The organism is Bradyrhizobium sp. CCBAU 53351, assembly GCF_015291745.1.
Classification (GTDB): Bacteria; Pseudomonadota; Alphaproteobacteria; order Rhizobiales; family Xanthobacteraceae; genus Bradyrhizobium.
On sequence record NZ_CP030059.1, the window covers coordinates 6,701,663 to 6,720,048 of the forward strand.

The 18,386-nt window shown below is 64.3% G+C and carries 13 protein-coding genes and 1 pseudogene; 7 read left to right on the forward strand and 7 right to left on the reverse strand.

Annotation, left to right across the window (positions count from 1 at the left end):
* Positions 1-31 precede the first annotated feature (31 nt).
* Entirely contained in the window at positions 32-571 is a 540-nt protein-coding gene (locus tag XH83_RS31860) for a helix-turn-helix domain-containing protein (RefSeq protein WP_194404542.1), read from the forward strand.
* 56 nt (positions 572-627) lie between these two features.
* Here the strand turns inward: XH83_RS31860 and XH83_RS31865 are convergent, their stop codons facing one another.
* Genes XH83_RS31865 through XH83_RS31875 form a run of 3 tightly spaced genes read right to left on the reverse strand, consistent with a single transcriptional unit; the run spans position 628 to position 4,083 of the window.
* Positions 628-1,635: an NAD(P)-dependent alcohol dehydrogenase gene (locus XH83_RS31865; protein WP_194404543.1), complete on the reverse strand. Its 1,008-nt coding sequence runs from the start codon at positions 1,633-1,635 to the stop codon at positions 628-630.
* Between the two features lie 15 nt (positions 1,636-1,650).
* The gene (locus tag XH83_RS31870) at positions 1,651-3,261 is read right to left on the reverse strand and encodes an acyl-CoA synthetase (RefSeq protein WP_194404544.1); all 1,611 of its coding nucleotides are present in this window, start codon (positions 3,259-3,261) and stop codon (positions 1,651-1,653) included.
* A 54-nt stretch (positions 3,262-3,315) separates the two neighbouring features.
* On the reverse strand, positions 3,316-4,083 hold the full coding sequence (locus tag XH83_RS31875) for a FadR/GntR family transcriptional regulator (protein WP_194404545.1): 768 nt from the start codon (positions 4,081-4,083) through the stop codon (positions 3,316-3,318).
* Between the two features lie 166 nt (positions 4,084-4,249).
* Between XH83_RS31875 and XH83_RS31880 the strand changes: the two genes are divergently transcribed.
* The 4 genes from XH83_RS31880 to XH83_RS31895 all read left to right on the forward strand — a co-directional run bounded on the left by XH83_RS31880 (position 4,250) and on the right by XH83_RS31895 (position 10,652).
* Complete coding sequence (locus XH83_RS31880; protein WP_194404546.1) at positions 4,250-5,455, forward strand: ABC transporter substrate-binding protein; 1,206 nt, start codon at positions 4,250-4,252, stop codon at positions 5,453-5,455.
* Between the two features lie 246 nt (positions 5,456-5,701).
* The gene (locus tag XH83_RS31885) at positions 5,702-6,769 is read left to right on the forward strand and encodes an HlyD family secretion protein (protein WP_194404547.1); all 1,068 of its coding nucleotides are present in this window, start codon (positions 5,702-5,704) and stop codon (positions 6,767-6,769) included.
* Entirely contained in the window at positions 6,766-9,537 is a 2,772-nt protein-coding gene (rbbA, locus tag XH83_RS31890; protein WP_194404548.1) for a ribosome-associated ATPase/putative transporter RbbA, read from the forward strand. The genes XH83_RS31885 and rbbA overlap by 4 nt, the downstream gene beginning before the upstream one ends.
* Before the next feature lie 2 nt (positions 9,538-9,539).
* Entirely contained in the window at positions 9,540-10,652 is a 1,113-nt protein-coding gene (locus tag XH83_RS31895; protein ID WP_194408462.1) for an ABC transporter permease, read from the forward strand.
* Between the two features lie 16 nt (positions 10,653-10,668).
* Here XH83_RS31895 and XH83_RS31900 read toward each other — a convergent pair whose 3' ends face one another.
* The 3 genes from XH83_RS31900 to XH83_RS31910 form a co-directional block, all read right to left on the reverse strand.
* Complete coding sequence (locus tag XH83_RS31900) at positions 10,669-11,157, reverse strand: DUF2059 domain-containing protein (protein WP_194404549.1); 489 nt, start codon at positions 11,155-11,157, stop codon at positions 10,669-10,671.
* A gap of 25 nt (positions 11,158-11,182) precedes the next feature.
* Positions 11,183-12,400 (reverse strand): OpgC domain-containing protein, encoded by a 1,218-nt coding sequence (locus XH83_RS31905; RefSeq protein ID WP_194404550.1) that lies wholly within the window; start codon positions 12,398-12,400, stop codon positions 11,183-11,185.
* A 302-nt stretch (positions 12,401-12,702) separates the two neighbouring features.
* Complete coding sequence (locus XH83_RS31910) at positions 12,703-15,759, reverse strand: AAA family ATPase (protein WP_194404551.1); 3,057 nt, start codon at positions 15,757-15,759, stop codon at positions 12,703-12,705.
* 279 nt (positions 15,760-16,038) lie between these two features.
* On the opposite strand from XH83_RS31910, the gene XH83_RS31915 reads away from it, so the two are divergent.
* Both XH83_RS31915 and XH83_RS31920 read left to right on the forward strand, forming a co-directional pair.
* Complete coding sequence (locus tag XH83_RS31915; protein ID WP_194404552.1) at positions 16,039-16,533, forward strand: hypothetical protein; 495 nt, start codon at positions 16,039-16,041, stop codon at positions 16,531-16,533.
* A 30-nt stretch (positions 16,534-16,563) separates the two neighbouring features.
* Positions 16,564-17,146 (forward strand): annotated as a pseudogene (locus XH83_RS31920) (MATE family efflux transporter); the annotation flags it as partial.
* Positions 17,147-17,315: 169 nt separating this feature from the next.
* On the opposite strand, the gene XH83_RS31925 reads toward XH83_RS31920, so the two are convergent.
* Positions 17,316-18,212 carry an alpha/beta fold hydrolase gene (locus XH83_RS31925; protein WP_194404553.1) on the reverse strand — a complete coding sequence of 299 codons (897 nt, stop codon included), beginning with the start codon at positions 18,210-18,212 and terminating at the stop codon, positions 17,316-17,318.
* Positions 18,213-18,386: the final 174 nt, after the last annotated feature.

The following is an 18,386-nucleotide window of genomic DNA, read 5'->3' on the forward strand; positions in this document are numbered from 1 at the left end:
CCGCAATGCGTCGGCAACTTGCTAGCGATCGATGACCCAGCCGCAGCTCTCATTCGATGGCGATCCGAATGGTCCGGCCTACCAAAGCTGGCGCGAGCAGTTCTGTCGTGAGGTGGCGAAGGTCGATTTCGTGCCGGTCGGCGACAGGCAGGTCCACCGGACCATAGTGCCTTCGATTCTTCCCCGTATCAGGCTCTCGGCCTCCTTCGGCACGCCGATGTCGTTCGTGTCATTGGGGACGAACGACGAATTGGTGATTACCACCTCGCCCAATTTGGCGTTGAGCGGAGCCATGGGAAAGCGCCCGCTGGAGATCGCCGCCGGTGACATCACCATCGGCGCCCCCTCGATCAAAGGCGCCCATATCACCCAGACGGGACACGGCAATTTCCAGACCGCGCTGCTTCCGCGAAAGGCGCTGCTGCGAAATCCTGCCATGCGCACCCGCAAGATCATCGAGATCGCGCATCTTGCGGGTTTCCACGACGTCTCCTACTTCCACCGCGCGTTTCACCGCCGTTTTGGGCAGACGCCCGACGATGTCAGGAAGCTTTCCGGCGAGACCAGCTAGATTTTTTTGGCGCGTTGTCTTGACGCGAACCGGGAGCCGCTTCGCTCGAAAGCGCTCTAGGCGAACTCGACCACGATCTTGCCGAAATGGCCGCCCTGCTGCATCAGGCGCAGCGCGTCCGGCACGGCATCGAAGCTGAACACCCGGTCGATCACCGGCCTCATGGCGTTGCGTTCGATCGCGGCCGTCATGCCCTCGAACATGCGGCGGCTGCCGACGGAGAGGCCGATAACGTGCAGGTTCTTGGCGAACAGGCTCGGGATCGCGATCTGCTGCGAGAAGCCTGTGAGCACGCCGATCACCAGGATGGTGCCACCGACCCGCGCAGCCTCGAGCGATTGCGCAAAGGTGTCCTTGCCGCCGACCTCGACGACGTGGTCGACGCCTCCCCCGGTCCACTCCGCTGCGGCCTTGCCCCAGTCCGGCATCGAACGATAATTGATGGTGTGATCGGCGCCGAGCGCCCTGGCCCGTTCGAGCTTGTCGTCGCTCGACGACGTCACGATCACGCTTGCACCGGCGAGCTTTGCGAATTGCAGCGCGAAGATCGAGACGCCGCCGGTGCCCTGCACCAGCACGGTATCGCCGGGCTTCACGTGTGCTTCTTCGAACAGCGCGCGCCAGGCTGTGAGCCCGGCGCAGGGCAGCGTCGCGGCCTCAGTGAATGACAGATGCGAGGGCAGGCGGCTGACGCCCTCGGCGTCGAGCACCATCACCTCCTGCAGCACACCGGGCCGCGTGCCGCCCAGCGCGTAACGGCGGCTGGCCATCGAGACCTGCCCGTCGATCCAGGACTGGAAGAACATTGGACAGACGCGATCACCGACCGCGACGCGCGTCACGCCCTCACCGGCGGCGATCACCTCGCCTGCCCCATCCGAGAACGGGATCAGCGGCAATCTGGTGACGCCGCCCTTGCCCTGCACGGTGAGCAGATCGCGATAATTGAGCGATGCCGCCTCGATCCGCACCGCGACCTGGCCGGGTCCGGGGGTCGGCTCCGGAAGATCGGCCAGTTCCATTCCCTCGATCGACCAGTCGCGCGCGACCTGCCAGGCTTTCATGGGAAACGCTCCGTCTCAGGTGCCAAAGCTCTTCTGCACCGCCTTGTCCAGCGTCTCGCCGCCGACGAAACGCTGGCGCAGTTCGCGCTTGAGCAGTTTGCCACTCGGATTCTTCGGCAAGGCGTCCACGAAGATGACGCGCTTCGGCACCTTGAAATGCGCCATCTGACCGGCGCAGTGCTTGATGACGGCTTCTTCGTCCAGCTTTTCGCCGCTCTTGACCACGACGATGGCGGTGACCGCTTCGATCCAGCGCGGATCCGGCAGGCCGACGACGGCGACCTCGGAGACTGCGGGGATGCGATAGACCATCTCCTCGACCTCGCGGCTCGCGACATTCTCGCCGCCGGTCTTGATCATGTCCTTGACGCGGTCGACCACGGTGATGTGGCCCTCCTCGTCCACGGTGGCGAGATCGCCGGAGTGAAACCAGCCGCCCGAGAACGCGGCCGCGGTCTTCACGGGATCGTTGTAATAGCCGGACAGCAGATGCGGCGAGCGGTGCACGATCTCGCCGACCTCGCCCACCCTGACGTCTTCCATCGCCGTGTTGACCACGCGCGTCTCGACGTTGAGCACGGGCTTGCCGGCCGAGCCGGCCTTGCGGAGCTGGTCCTCAGGCCGCAGCACGGTCGCGAGCGGCGCGATCTCGGTCTGGCCGTAGAAATTCCAGAATTTGACGGCGGGCAGGCGGCGCTGCAGCTCGAGCAGCACCTCGACCGGCATGATCGAGGCACCGTAATAGCCCTTCTGCAGGGTCGACAGATCGGTCTTGTCGAAGTTGGGCGAGCGCAGCATCGCGATCCAGATCGTCGGCGGCGCGAAGAACGACGTGATCCTGTGCGCCTGGATCAGCGCCAGGATGTTGTCGGCCGTCGGCTTGCCCGTGATCACGCCGGAGGCGCCGAGATAGACTTGCGGCCCGAGGAACACATCCAGCTGGGCGCAATGATAGAGCGGCAGCGCGTGCAGGAACTTGTCCTCCGCGCTCATGCCACCGTCGATGATGCAGCTGACATACTGCCACATCACGGCTTCATGGGTCAGCATCGCGCCCTTGGGCAGGGATTCCGTGCCTGACGTGTAGACGATCTGGGCGAGATCACGGCTGTCGACGGACGCCGCGAGAAACGAGGCGTCGGCATGAAGAAGATCGTCGAAGGTGGTGAGGCCCGCGGGCGCGGACGCGGAATCCTCGCCCGGCAGCCAGATCATCTTCTCGACCGCGCAATCCTTGGCGCTAGCTGCGCGCGCGGACTCGACGAAGTCGGGACCAGTCGCGAGCAACTTTGCCCCGGAGCTCTTCAGGATGAAATTGATCTCGTCAGGATTGAGCATGAAGTTGATCGGCACCAGCACCGCGCCGATCCGCGCCGCTGCAAAGCGCAGCGCGGCGAAAGCGTGCGAATTGCGCGAGAGAACCGCCAGGCGATCACCCTTCTTCACACCTAGCCCGAGCAGGCCGCGGCCGAGCCGGTTGCAGATCGCGTCCATCTCGGCGAAGGTCCAACTCACCTCGCCGCAGCTCAGCGCCAGCTTGTTCGGCTCTCGCCCCGCGGAGCGGCGCAGGAGATCGCCGATGGAATGCTCGCGGGCTTTCGAGATGGTGGCTGCGGTCTCGGTCATGTGTCCCTCCCTGTGATGTCTTTGTTTGTTGGATTTCTTCTTTGAAATCTTGCGTTATCTGCGCCGGGCCGCCTGGGCGTGCTCCATGTACATGTGCTCGACCGAGCGATCGAGCGAGGCGATCTTCTCGAAGCCGCGGCGCCAGTCCTGCAGATGCCGGCGCGTCCACAGCACGCCCGCCTCGCGGTCGCGGCGACGGATCGCATCAATCAGATGGCGATGCGCGGCAACGAGGCGCGGGCCGCCTTCGGAGACACCTGTCACGATCATCTCGGTGGTCGGATAGAACAATTGCGCCGCGGGCTCACGCGCGAGCTGGAGCACACGGTTCTGCGAGGCTTTTGCGACTAGCACGTGGAATTCGGCGTCGCATTCGGCAAGCGCCGCGGGATTGCCGACCACGGCTTCGCTGCGCAGGAGATTGTCGTCGAGCTCGGCGAGATTCGCGTCGGTCGCGCGTTCCACGGCGCCCTCGATGCTGGCGACCTCCAGCGTCATCGAGGCCTCGTAGAGTTCGCGGAACGTCACCTCGTGCAGCACCAGCGCGCGGCTGAGACGGCTTGCGAGCTTGCTGTAGCGCGGCAGGCAGGCTTGCAGGCGGCGCGAGGAATCGCGCCGGATCAACCCGCCCTCCTCCAGCACACGGATGCCCTCGCGAATGGTCGAGCGGTTGACGCCGAACTGGCGGACCAGATCGTGCTCGGTGCCGATGGGATCGCCGGGCTTGATCCGGCCATTGACGATCTCGCGTTCGATGGCGTCGGCGACCTTCTGATAGGCCGGCGCGACATCGATCGGTCGGAAGAACGGCGCGACAGGCAAATCGGCCTCCAATGGCGATTGTCGGACAAACTATATGGTCGACCCGGAGACGCGTCAAATTGCGCCAGATATGGCTCACGCGCAACAAATTGACTCCTCTGGAACCGGGCTCTAACTTTGTCGGACAAAGGGACAGAATAGTCCCGCTCAAAGAGGAAACGTGCCCATGAGACCTATCGCAGCCCTCGTGTCTGCAGCCGGCTTGCTGTCGGCTGCCCTGATCGCTCCCGCCTCGGCCCAGCAGGCGCCGCTCAAGATTGGGGTGCTCTCCGACTTCTCCTCCGTCTATTCCGACATCGGCGGCATGGGGAATGTCGAGGCGACCAAAATGGCGATCGAGGATTTCGGCGGCCAGATGTTCGGCAAGCCGATCGACATGGTCTCGGCCGACGTGCTCAACAAGCCCGACGTCGCCTCCACCATCGCCCGCAAATGGTGGGAGACCGAGGGCGTCGACATGATCATCGACCTGCCGACCTCGGCGACCGCGCTCGCGGTGATGGAGCTGTCGAAGCAGTACGAGAAGATCATGATCGTGACGGACGCGGCGAGTTCCGACATCACGGGAAAATCCTGCTCGCCCTATACCGCGCACTGGACCTACGACACCTACGCCAACGCCCACACCGTCGGCAGCGCCATCGTCAAGAACGGGGGCGACACCTGGTTCTTCCTCACCGCCGACTACGTGTTCGGCCATTCGGTCGAGCGCGACACCGGCGATGTCGTGAAGGCCGCGGGCGGCAAGGTGCTCGGCAGCGTCAAGCATCCGCTCAACACGGCGGATTTCTCCTCCTTCCTGCTCCAGGCCCAGGCCTCCAAGGCCAAGATCATCGGGCTCGCCAATGGCGGCGGCGACACCATCAACGCGATCAAGCAGGCCGGCGAGTTCGGCATCGTCGCCGGGGGCCAGAACCTGGCCGCGATCGTGATGTTCATCTCCGACGTGCACAGTCTGGGGCTGAAGCTCGCGCAAGGGCTGATCATCACCGAGGCGTATTACTGGGATCTCAACGACAAGACCCGCGCCTTCGGCAAGCGCTTCATGGAGCGCGTCAAGCGCATGCCGACGATGAACCAGGCCGCCACCTACAGCGCGACGCTGCATTATCTGAAAGCCGTGCAGGCCGCCGGCACCAGGGACACCAAGACGGTGATGGCGAAGATGCGCGAGCTCCCTGTGAAGGACGCCTTCACCGACAACGGCGTGCTGCGCGAGGACGGCCGCATGGTGCACAGCATGTATCTGTTCCAGGTGAAGAAGCCGGAGGAATCGAAGGCACCGTGGGATTATTACAAGCTGCTCGCCGAGGTGCCTGCCGACCAGGCGTTCCGCCCGCTGAAAGATGGCGGCTGCCCGCTGGTGAAGTGAGTCGGTCGGCACCGAGCCGATCGCAATCCGTTCAGCAAGCCTGGCTCGTCCGCTTGACCAATGTGGCGGGCGAGCGGCATGACGACGCGCAGCCCAAAATAGAGGCAAGGATGCTTCGCGCCGACGTCTGATCTGCATCAAGTTGCGATGCAAAAATCGCTGCAATGTTGAGGCCGCCCTGCCGCACGATCAGCGGCCGGGCGTACGTCTCAACAGTGGGCGCCGCCCTCACGGCGTTTTGAACAAATGAACTTCACTTCGGGTCGCGTCATCGCCGCGATCGCCGTCCTCGTTGCCGGCGGCGGCTATTACTATTGGCAGCACCGCGATACCAACACGCTGCCGGCGGGCTTTGCCCGCGGCAACGGCCGCATCGAAGCGGTCGAGATCGACATCGCGACCAAGACGCCGGGACGGATTCGCGAGATCCTGGTCGGCGAGGGCGACTTCGTTCGCGCAGGCCAGGTTCTGGCTCGCATGGACACCGAGCAGTTGCAGGCGCAGCGCCGCCAGGCCGAGGCGCAGTTGCAACGCGCGTCCATCAATGTCGAGACCGCAAAGAGCCTGGTGAACCAGCGCGAGGCCGAACGCAAGGCCGCGGAGGCCGTGGTCGACCAACGCGTCGCCCAGCTCGACAGCACGAGCCGCAAGCTCGATCGCTCCGAACAATTGATCAAGACGAGCGCGGTGTCGCAGCAGGTCCTGGACGACGACCGCTCCGCCAACGCCACCGCAAAGGCGGCGCTCGCCGCGTCCCACGCCCAGGTCGCGGCATCGGAAGCCGCGATCAGCTCCGCCCGCGCCATGGTGATCGACGCCGGCGCCGCGGTCGACGCCGCGAAGGCCGCGATCGAGAGCATCAACGCCGACCTCGACGACAGCGTGCTGAAGGCGCCGCGCGACGGCCGGGTGCAGTATCGCGTGTCACAGCCCGGCGAGGTGCTCGCCGCCGGCGGCCGCGTCCTCAACATGGTTGATCTCGGCGACGTCTACATGACGTTCTTCCTGCCGACGGCCGACGCCGGCCGCGTCGCAATCGGCGCCGAGGTCCGGCTCGTGCTCGACGCCATTCCGCAATATGTGATCCCCGCCAAGGCCACCTTCGTCGCCGACGTCGCACAGTTCACGCCCAAGACCGTCGAGACCGAGGAAGAACGCCAGAAGCTGATGTTCCGGATCAAGGCGCATATCGCGCCCGAGCTGTTGCGCCAGCACATCGAGCATGTGAAGACCGGCCTGCCCGGCATGGCCTATGTGCAGCTCGATCCGGCCGCGCAATGGCCCGGCAATCTCAACATCAAGCTGACGAGATGAGCACGACGGCCGCAGCCGAGCTGCCTGCCGGGCGCGGCAGCGTGGTGCATCTCGATGACGTGGGCTTGAGCTACGGCAAGACGCGCGCGCTGGATGCCATCACGCTCGACCTGCCGTCCGGCTGCATGGTCGGATTGATCGGCCCCGACGGCGTCGGCAAATCCAGCCTGCTCTCGCTGATCGCCGGAGCCCGCGCGATCCAGCAGGGACGCATCCAGGTGCTCGGCGGCGACATGGCGAGCGAGTGCCACCGCCGCAACGTGTGCCCTGACATCGCCTACATGCCGCAGGGTCTGGGCAAGAATCTGTATCCGACGCTGTCGGTGTTCGAGAACATCGACTTCTTCGGCCGCCTGTTCGGGCACGACAAGGCCGAACGCAACAGGCGGATCGCCGGCCTGCTGCGCGACACCGGGCTGACGCCCTTCGCCGACCGGCCGGCGGCAAAACTCTCCGGCGGCATGAAGCAGAAGGTCGGCCTGTGCTGCGCGCTGATCCACGATCCCGAGCTGTTGATCCTGGACGAGCCGACCACCGGCGTCGATCCGCTGTCGCGCCGCAAGTTCTGGGAATTGACCGCCTCGATCCGCGCCGGCCGGCCCGGCATGAGCGTGATCGTCTCGACCGCCTACATGGAAGAGGCTGCTCAGTTCGACGTCCTGATCGCGATGAATGCCGGCCGCGTGCTGGCGACCGGAACGCCCACCGAGCTCAAGCAGCAGACTGGCGCCGATACGCTCGATGAGGCCTTCATCCGCCTCTTGCCGGAAGCCGATCGCGGCAACCATACCGACGTCGTGATCCCGCCACGGAGCGCGGACCATGACGAGATCGCGATCGAGGCCGATCATTTGACCCGGCGGTTCAACGGCTTCGTCGCCGTCGACGACGTCAGCTTCCGCATCCGGAAGGGCGAGATCTTCGGCTTCCTCGGCTCCAACGGCTGCGGCAAGACCACGACCATGAAGATGCTCACCGGCCTCCTGCCTGTGAGCGAAGGCACCGCGCGGCTGTTCGGCAACACCATCGATGCCGGCGACATGTCGGTGCGGCGGCGCATCGGCTATATGTCGCAGGGCTTCTCGCTCTATTCTGAGCTGACTGTCGCGCAAAATCTCGATCTGCACGCGCGGCTGTTCGAGCTGCCGGCGGAGACCATCGCCCCGCGCATCGCCGAAATGATCGCTCGGTTCGATCTCGCCGACGTCGCCGATTCCCTGCCCGATGCGCTGCCGCTTGGGCTGCGGCAGCGGTTGTCGCTGGCGGTCGCCATGATCCACGCGCCCGACATCCTGATTCTCGACGAGCCGACCTCCGGCGTCGATCCCGTCGCCCGCGATGGCTTCTGGCAGATCCTTGCCGAGCTCTCCCGCAAGGACAACGTCACCATCTTCGTCTCGACCCATTTCATGAACGAGGCCGAGCGCTGCGACCGGGTTTCGCTGATGCATGCCGGCAAGGTGCTTGCATCGGACACGCCGGCCGCGATCGTGGCCGCACGCGGCACCGCGACGCTGGAGCAGGCCTTCATCGCCTGCCTGGAAGAGGCGATCGCGGACACCATGGCGCCGGCGAGCCAGCCGACGGTCGCGCCGGTCGTGGCGGCCGAGACAACGGCAGCGCCGCGCAAGCGCAGCATGACTTTCAACCCGACCCGCATGCTCGCCTATTCCCGGCGCGAGGCGCTCGAGCTGCGGCGCGATCCGATCCGCGCCACGCTCGCGATTCTCGGCAGCGTGCTGCTGCTGTTCGTGCTCGGCTACGGCATCAGCATGGATGTCGAGAACCTGACCTTTGCCGTGCTCGACCGCGACGACAGCGCGATTAGCCGCGACTACAGCCTGCAGATCGCGGGTTCGCGCTACTTCACCGAGAAATCCCCGATCGTCGACTATGCCGATCTCGACCGCCGCATGCGCGCCGGCGAGATCGGCCTCGCCATCGAGCTACCGCCGGGCTTCGGCCGCGACGTCAGCCGCGGCCGCCATGTCGAGATCGGCGCCTGGGTCGACGGTGCCAATCCGACGCGGGCCGAAACGCTGCGCTCCTACGTCCAGGCGATCCACGCCAACTGGCTCGCGCAGAAGGGCCGCGAGCTCTATGGCGAGGCGGCGATCGCCGGCGCCTACCAGCTCCAGCTGCGCTACCGCTACAATCCTGACGTCATCAGCGTTGTCGCCATGGCGCCGGGCATCATCCCGCTGCTGCTGGTCATGATTCCGGCGGTGCTCGCCGCCCTCGCGGTGGTGCGCGAGAAGGAGCTCGGCTCGATCGTCAATTTCTACGTGACGCCGGTGACGCGGCTGGAATTTCTGCTCGGCACGCAGCTGCCCTATGTCGTGCTGGCGTTCGGCAATTTTCTGCTCCTGGTCGGCTTTGCCCTCGCGGTCTTCCGTGTTCCCTTCACCGGCAGCTTTCCGACCTACGCGCTCGCCGCGCTGCTCTACGTCACGGCAACGACCGGCATGGGGCTGGTGATCTCGGCCTTCATGAACAGCCAGATCGCGGCCTTGTTCGGCACGGTGCTGATCACGCTGATTCCCGCCATCCAATATTCCGGGCTGATCGATCCGGTTTCATCCCTTCAGGGAGCAGGCGCGCTGATCGGGCGGCTCTACCCCACCACCTATTTCGTCACGATCTCGCGCGGCACCTTCTCAAAGGGGCTGGCGTTCGACACCCTGCACAACGATCTCCTGATGCTCGCCATCATGGTCCCCATCCTGATGATCGCCGGCGCGATGCTGCTGAAAAAACAGGCCCGCTGATGATGCGCATCGACAACGTGCTCCAGCTCGGCACCAAGGAACTGCGCGGCCTCGTCCGCGACCCCATGCTGCTCGTGCTGATCGTCTATTCCTTCACGCTGGCGGTTTATGCCGGCGCCAAGGCGCTGCCGGAAACGTTGAACCGCGCCGCGATCGCGATCGTCGACGAGGACCATTCGCCGGTCTCGACCCGCATCGAGATGGCGTTCACGCCGCCCTATTTCTCCAAGCCGCGCCTGATCTCGCAATACGAGATGGACCGGAGGATGGACGCCGGCCTCGACACCTTCGCGCTGGACATCCCGCCCCACTTCCAGCGAGACCTCCTGGCACGCAAATCACCCACCATCCAGCTCAACGTGGATGCAACGCGAATCTCGCAGGCGTTCAACGGCGGCGGCTATGTCGAGCAGATCGTCGGCGCGGAAATCGCCGAATTCCTGGCGCACACGCGCGATGCCCAGACCGTGCCGATCGAGCTCGCGCTGCGGGCGCGCTTCAATCCGGAGCTGAAGAAATCCTGGTTCGGCGCCATCGACCACGTGATCACCTCGATTACGATGCTCTCGATCATCCTGACCGGCGCGGCGCTGATCCGCGAGCGCGAGCACGGCACGATCGAGCACCTCCTGGTGATGCCGGTCACGCCGCTGGAGATCATGGTGAGCAAGGTGTGGTCGATGGGCGCCGTGGTGCTGGTCGCCTCCGCGCTGTCGATCGCCTTGGTGGTCAAGGGATGGCTGCAAGTCACGATCGACGGGTCGCTGGCGCTGTTCCTCGTGGGCGTCGCGCTGCAGCTGTTTGCCACCACCAGCATGGGCATCTTCCTTGCCACCGTCGCCGGCTCGATGCCGCAATTCGGGCTGCTGCTGATCATGATCCTGCTGCCGCTGCAAACCTTGTCGGGCAGCATGACGCCGCGGGAGAGCATGCCGCAATTCGTCCAGGACATCATGCTGGCGGCACCCAACACGCATTTCGTGATGCTCGCCCAGGCGATCCTGTTCCGCGGCGCGGGCCTGGAGGCGGTATGGCTGCAGCTCGTCGCGCTCGCGGTGATCGGCGGCGTCTTCTTCGTAATCGCGCTGCGCCGGTTCCGTGCATTTCTGGCGTGAGACGCGCGGTGCGGCTTTAGAGCTTGTGGCCTTTCTGGCGCAGCGCCTCGATCAGGCGCTGCTTCAATTCGTCGGCGGCCTTCTGGCTGACGTCCTGGCCGATCTGCGCACTCGCCTGCGCCAGCGCATCCGACTTCTCCAAAAACTTCTTTCCGGCCGGCTGGGCATAGAACGCCTCGATCTGGCGCAACTCGTCCACGCTGAAGCTCTGGGCGTAGAGCGCCGCGACCTGGTCGATCATCGATGCCAGCAACGGGGCGTAGACCTCGGACCCGGGCGCCGTCATCGCGTCGTAGTCCCGCTCGATCTCCGGCCGATCCTGCGCGACCACCGGCCGGAGCCTGAGCAGGAGCTGCGGTAATTGCGCGCGATACTGGTCCGCGATCCTCAAGGTGAGGACGAGCTTGCGCGCCGCGCTCATCGCCTCGGGTGCGGGTGCTTGCGCCGAGGCGCCGCAGACCAGGAGCAGGAGGACGCCGGCGATGGTCAACACGCGTCTAGACATGGATATCTCCGTGGGCTGGCGATGCTCAATGCGCCGCGGGCGCGGCGGCGGTGGTCGTCGCCGGCGCGCTGTCCAGGGCGGCCTCGTCCTCTTCGACCTCGGTCACCTTCACGAACAGGTTCGGCACGCGCTTGGCCCGGTCGAGCAGCCAGGCCGCGCCGATCATGATGACGATGCCGAGGGCGGAGACGGCGAGTTGCTCCCAGATGCCCCTGCTGTACTGCGTCAGGATCCAATGCGCCGAGAACGACAGGAAGACGCCGAGGCAGAAGATCGGCAGCGAGTGCTGGCCGCAGAGGATGATCGGGCGCAGCCAGACCCCATGCAGCGCGCGCCATTTGCGCGAGATGAGGTAAGTGACCCAGATCGCCAATGCGAGAAAATGCGTGAAGCGCAGCATGTCGAGATCGGTCTTGTCGATCGGGTAGATCGACTTGATCATCCATTTCGGGATCAGGGCCTCGAGCGCATGGAGATGCCAGGTCATCACGATGAGGAAGGCGAAGACGAGCCAGGCCGCCGCCAGCACCATCGCCGTCCTCGACCAGACCCATTTGGAGATCGTGTCGATCTGTCCGATGCCGCACCAGGCCGCGAACACGAACATCAGCTGCCAGCAGAACGGGTTGAAGTACCAGGTCGTGCCGGGCGGGTAGGAGGCGATGTTCCAGTTGAACCAGCGTGACAGGACGTAGAGCAGCACGGACGCGGCAAGCGTCAGGTTGGGCCGGCGCACCAGGCACCAAACGACGAAAGGCGAGGCGACCACCAGCGCGATGTAGAGCGGCAGCACGTCGAGATTGACGGGCTTGTATTTCAGCAGGATCGCCTGCCCGATCAGCTCGTCCGGATGCGACAGGAAATTGAAGACGTTGAACTCGTGCGCGTACATCGGATTGTCGAAGCGGCGCACGGTTCGGGCGATCTGCGCCGTGAACAGCAGGAACAGCATGATGTGGGCGACATACAATTCGAGCGCGCGCCGCCACAGCCGCTTGAGGGCCGCGAGAAACCAGCCGCCCGCGACGACAGGCCCGTAGATCCAGCCGACCAGGTAGCCCGAGATGAACACGAAGAACTCGGCAGCGTCGCTGAAGCCGTAATTGCGCAGTGTCAGCCAGGCCACGACGTCCTGCGGGATGTGGTCGAGGAAGATCATCCACAGGCCGATGCCGCGGAAGAGATCGAGCCGCAGGTCGCGCTCGACCGGCGACAACAGAGCTGACTGGTCCCGAGTGATCATGGCCCCGCCTCTCCCGCTGGGCGTCGCGCCATCGCGGCGCCGGCAAAATGGATGCTAAAAAGAATCTCGCAAAAGTCACCTAGCCCTGCGACCGGGGGCCGACGGTAGCCCAGCTTGGCCTTGGTGCAAGGGCTCTGCGGGCCGTCCCTCAGCGCAGCCGCCGACACGGCACCTGATCAAAATGTCGAAAAACAACCCCATGCACAGTAGCTAACTCATTGTACCACCTGCGAGATTTATCCGGCATTTTAAGCCAAAGGCCGATCCGGGGCGGCCCTGTGCGGACTTGGCCGGGAGCAGCTTCAGATCAACTCGCCGCCGCGCGCCAGCACCTCGTTCAGCATCGCCTCGGCCTTGCGCTGCAGCGGCTGGGCGCCGCTTTCGGACGCGATCGCGATCGTCCCGCGCAAGGACGCGAGGATGGCCGTCCTGTTGTCCTCGGAGGTCACGGGCGTCACGACGGCTTCGCCGAACAGGGCCTCGGCCTCGAGGCCCGAAAACCCCTGCTGGCGCGCGGTGTTGCGCGCCTCGCGCAGCATGTTCTGCGCCGCCTGGACGTCGCCGAGGCGGCAGGTCGCGAGCGCAAGATAGATCGAGCTGCGCAGCACCGCCGAGGTATAGCCGACCGCCTTGGCCTCCTCGCGCGCCTCGGTCAGCATGCTGCGCGCCCGGTCGAACAGCCCCTGCTCCAGATAGGCCATGCCGAGGTGGCAGGCGAGCACCGGCACGAACAGCCGGATGCCGTGCTTCTGCGCCAGGACGAAACCGTCTTCGAGAATGGCGGCAGCCGCCGCCGGGTCGCCCCGGCCGAGCATGAGCCAGCCGCCGCTATAGGCGGCGGCGACGCGGTCATACGGGCGCGCGGTCTCCTCGGCGATCGCGGCCGCCTGTTGCTGGAGCTGCTCGGCGGCGGCGAGCTGCCCCATGACGGTATGGGTGAAGCTCTTCATCATGCAGCAGAGGAGGAGTGTGTATTTCGGGGGCGTGGCGAAAGGCGCAGCCTCTTCCATTCCCATGAGATGAACACGGGCCCGCGCGAATGTCTGCTCCGCCTCGCGATAACGCCCCGCGAGAAAATACGCTTGGCCAAGATTGTATAGTGCAAGGTTGCGCCACCCCGGATTAGCTGTCTCCTCGGCAAGACCGACAACCTCCTCACCGAGCGCAACGGCTTCGGTGGGTGTTCCGTAGAAGTTTTGCCCGCCGGCCATGACGGTCATGGCGGCAACCTTCCTGCCAACGTCGTCGACGTCGCTGGCCCTGCACTCGGCTTCCTTTCCCAGATCGACCCATTCAGCGATCCGACCGGACCAGATAAACGCCATGCGCGCTTCCATGCGGAGATCGATGGCATTTGTCTCTCGCGGACGCGTCAGCGGAGTCTTGTCCAGCGAACTCATCGCCGTCTGGAAATAATCGACTGCATCGGCATATGCGGAGCGCAAGAGGCACTTTTGTGCGGCGCTTCTCCCGTAGCTGAACGCCTTCGGCCAGTCTTTGGCACGCACCGAGTGATAACAGAGTGCGTCGGGATCATCTCTCAATGTTTCGTCGCTTTCGAAAGCAGCGAGAATGCGCGCATGGACGCTCTCGCGCACCTTTGCGACCATCGATTCATAGGTTACTTGGCGAACCATTTCATGCCGAAACTCAAGCGAGTACTCGAGGTCGCTATCGATCCGGACGAGAAGCTCAGCGCGGTCGAGCGCCGCGAGGCAATCCTCAAATGCATTTCCAGGTAACTCCGAAACCTTCTGTACGACCGCTTCTTTCGACCGCGGCCCCAACGCGGCGGCCACCTGCAAGACGAGGCGCTCCTGTCTCGACACACGATCCAGCCGCGCCGCAATCACGCCTTGGATGCTCGCGGGGATACCCAGTTCTTCGATGGGACGAACGAGAGCCAGGTCTCCCCACTGGCCGCGCAGCGTACCGTTATCTTTCAGGCCCCGGCAGACCTCCTCGAGGAATAGTGGTACATTGGCCGTGTGAGAAATGATCCGATTCTTCAAGTCGGCGTTTGTCGCGGATGTGCCAAGCATATCCGCCAGCATCGCCAAACCCGAATCATCGTCCAATGGGCGCATCGCGATCACCTCAGAGCGACAACGCGCGATCCATTCCGGCATTCCGTTCGCACGACTCGTGAGAAACACGAAGAGATTGGGCGCCTGGAGCGACGCAATGGCAGCAATAACGTTGTCGCTGGCTCGATCGACCCAGTGCAGGTCCTCGATGAGAAGAACGGCAGTCTTGCGTCGCGCCACGCTTTCCACGATCGCGCAGCTTGCCTCGGAGATCGCACGACCGCGCGCGTATGGCTCCAATTCGCTCCAACGCGGATCGGAAATGGGTAAGTCCAACACCGCATCGATTGCAAGCCGATGAACCGTCGACAAATCCGCTCGGGGATCTCCTAGGCGATCCGGGTCTTTTGCGACGGCCTCCAAGGTAGAAAGCACCAGGCGTTTCAGCGTACTGAACGGCGCCCCCTGAAGATTAGGGCTGCATTCGGCGTCCAGTAGCAACCAGCCATTGGTCCGAAGGTCCTGCACGAATTCGTGTGCAAGCCGCGATTTTCCGATGCCGGCATCACCCATCAGCAGGACAGTCTGCCGGGTAGCGGCAACCCTTTCCGCGGCACGCCACAGCAGAGCCCGCTCAGTTGTGCGATCAACAAACCGGGACATGCTGCGCGCACGCCGCACCCGCCAGCTCGAAAGATCGCTCGCTCCAACAATGCGATACACAGGCAGAGCTTCGCTGAAGCCACGCAAGCTCTTGCGGCCGAGAAAGTCAAAGCGAACGTGCCCGTCTGCTAGCTTTTGGCAGGCTTCGGACACATAGATCTGGTTTGCCTCTGCCGCCGACTCCAGCCGCGCGGCGAGATGCTGAGCTGCGCCACCAATCTCGTAGACCTTGGAAAACTCGCTGGAGACCATGTAGGCCACCACATGACCCGAGTGGAGGCCGACCCGGACTTGAAGTCCGGGATCGCCAAGGCTGCCTACACGCCGGACCAGCTCGATCGCCGCGTGGCAGGCCAAGGGTGCGTGGTTGTCGTCCGCGATCGGGGCGCCAAAGACCGCCGCCAATCCGTCCCCCAACTCCTTGCTAACAATACCGCCAAACTGACGTACCGCGGCCCTCATTGCCGCCAGCGCCGGCTCAAGGCGCGAAACGGCCGCCTCCGGTTCTAATTCGGCAACAAGACCCGTGGAGTCGACGACATCGGCTCGCAGGATCGTCACAAAACGACGTTCGCTATCCGGATCGGCCTGCTTACGCACTGCGGCTCCGCACTTGGAGCACCAGCTATCGTCCGGATCAATCGCCGACTGACATGCGAAGCAATGCATTCCTGCGCCTCAAAGGTCGCGGCCCTTCTGTCGACCAGAATCCACCGGCAACTTTCGACAACAATACCTATCAAGAACCGCTTAGCAATCGGACTCGCTCCTCCTTCCGCGGGCACGGTGCAGTTGGCAATCTGGACGAAACACAGTCCTGAGTGGTAGCGTGGGTCATCCCAGCAAAGATGGGGCACATTTTCGACGGCGCGGTCGGCCAGATAGATCAGCGCCGCCGGAGTTGTATGTATTTTGGCAAAGCCAAGGAAATATTGAGGGATAAAGGCGATGGGCTCGAGAACTTACACCGGCGCGTCATTCAAAGATTTGATGAACGACAATTATTTCCCCCTGGAAAACATGCAGAGAAGCGTGGACGTCCTGAAGGCGTCGCCGGACATTCATCTGCCGACCGTGGAGTATGGCCAGTACCATCTGATCCTGACGCCTGCCGACAGATGGCCGGACGGGAGCGCAGCCTATTGGCACAAGGAGAAGGGCCGGGCTCGCGTCGATCTCAGCACCCAGCCGAACAGTACGCCGCTTTCCAACGACGAGCCCGGCGTCATTCCGCTAACCCGCTGCGATCTGCTCGATGCCAGCGTCCGGAAGTGCTTCAATTCCGAGCCGCCGATCCCGATGAAGACCAATATCATCACCCATGCGGCCAGCGACGCCTACGCGAACAGGCACGAGATCCGGCTGAAATGGGAATATGCCAACGGCGATGACAAGGCGCCGACGCTGCTCTATCTGACGATGGTCTGCCCCTACAGGGATTGAACGCTCGTCAGCCAGGAAAGGAAAGGCCCGTTGCCGCCGCCCGCGCGACAAGCTGCGAACACGCTGCTCGACGGACCGATCCTGCCCACCCTGCTCTCGCTGGCCTGGCCGAACACCGTTGCCTTCACGGCCCGGCACGCTGGTCGCGGTCGCGGAAACCTCCTATATCGGCCGGCTCGGGGTTGAATCGCTGGCCGCAATGGCGCTGGTGCTTCCCTGCGTGATGCTGACCATGAGCATGTCCCACGCGGCCATGGGCGGCGGAGTGTCACCGGCGATCGCCCGTGCGCTCGGTGCGGGTGACCGCGACCGTGCCGAGAGCCTCGCCACCCACGCGCTTCTGATCGCCGTCTTGTTCGGCCTGGTCTTCATGCTTGACAAGCTGGCCGGAGGCCCGCGGCTGCTGGAATTGCTGGGCGGTCGCGGCAACGTGCTGGCCCAGGCCATCGCTTACAGCCATATCTATTTCGGCGGCGCGGTGCTGATCTGGCTCGTGAACATCTTGGCGAGCATCCTGCGCGACACCGGCAACATGAAATTGCCGTCGCTGATGATCGTCAATTCGGCCATCTGTCAGATTATCCTCGGTCGCACGCTTGGCCTCGGCCTGGGGCTGCTCAACCTCACCATGGTCTGCCCCTACACGACCAAATCGGGGAAGGCGGAGACCTCGGCAGAGGCGCGGCAGGAGCACTCCGAGACATAAGCTGCGTCTTCGCGACGTCACGTTCTGATGGGCGCGGGCCGATGCTTTGTCGGCCCGCGCTTTTGTTGTGTGGTGCCTATTGCCTGCCGAAAAACCGGTGCAATTCGTTCGCGGTCTGCTGCGGAAGCTCCTCGGGGAAGAAGTGCCCTCCATCAAGCGGCTTGCCTTGCAAATCATCGGCCCAGGCCCGCCACACGCCTAAGGGACCTCCCTCGCTCGCGTACCAGGAATTCAACGGGCCGCGGCCGCTCCAGAGCACCAGGACGGGGCAATCGATGCGGCGGCCGGAATTGCGATCCGCCAGATCGTGCTCGTGATCGATGGTCGCCGCCGCGCGATATTCCTCGCAGATCGCATGAACATGCGCCTCATCGCGCAACGCCTCGACATAGGCTGTGCGGACGGCCGGGCTGAAACTGTCTGCCGTCGATCCCCAGCCATGGAGCGCATTGTCGACGACGGCATCGGGCGCTGCGGACAGGAGTCGCTCGGGAAGAGGTTCAGGCTGCGCGAGCAATGACCAGGGCCAATAGCCGACCGCCAGCTTCTTGTCGGCGCGCTCCCAGGCATCGGCGATCGGAACGACGTCGAGGACGGCGAGATGCTCGACGCGTTCGCCATGGTCGAGCGCCAGCCGATAGGCAACACGGCCGCCGCGATCATGGCCCGCAACCGAGAAGCGGTCGAAGCCAAGCCTCGCCATGACGGACGCCATGTCCTTGGCCATTGCACGTTTCGAATATGGCGCGTGATCCGAACTGGAGGGCGGACAGGTGCTGCGCCCATATCCGCGAAGATCGGCGCAGACCACGGTGAAGTCCCGTGCGAGCAGCGGCGCAACGCCGCGCCACATCAGGTGGGTCTGGGGAAATCCGTGCAGCAGGAGAAGCGCCGGACCCGAGCCGGCCCGGCGTATGAAAATCCGCGCTTCCTCCGCCTGCACATCGGCGGCCTCGAAATTCTCGAAGTTCATGGGAGCGGCCCTTCCGAACGATGACAGCCGGAAAGCGAACGCCGGACGAATCCGGCAACAATGATGACGCGAGGATCGATATTACGTTCCCTCGCTCATGCCATGCTGCTCGGACGACGCACGCCAACGCGGCATCGACGCCGGTGGACCGCTGGCCTCTCATGCTCCGTGCAA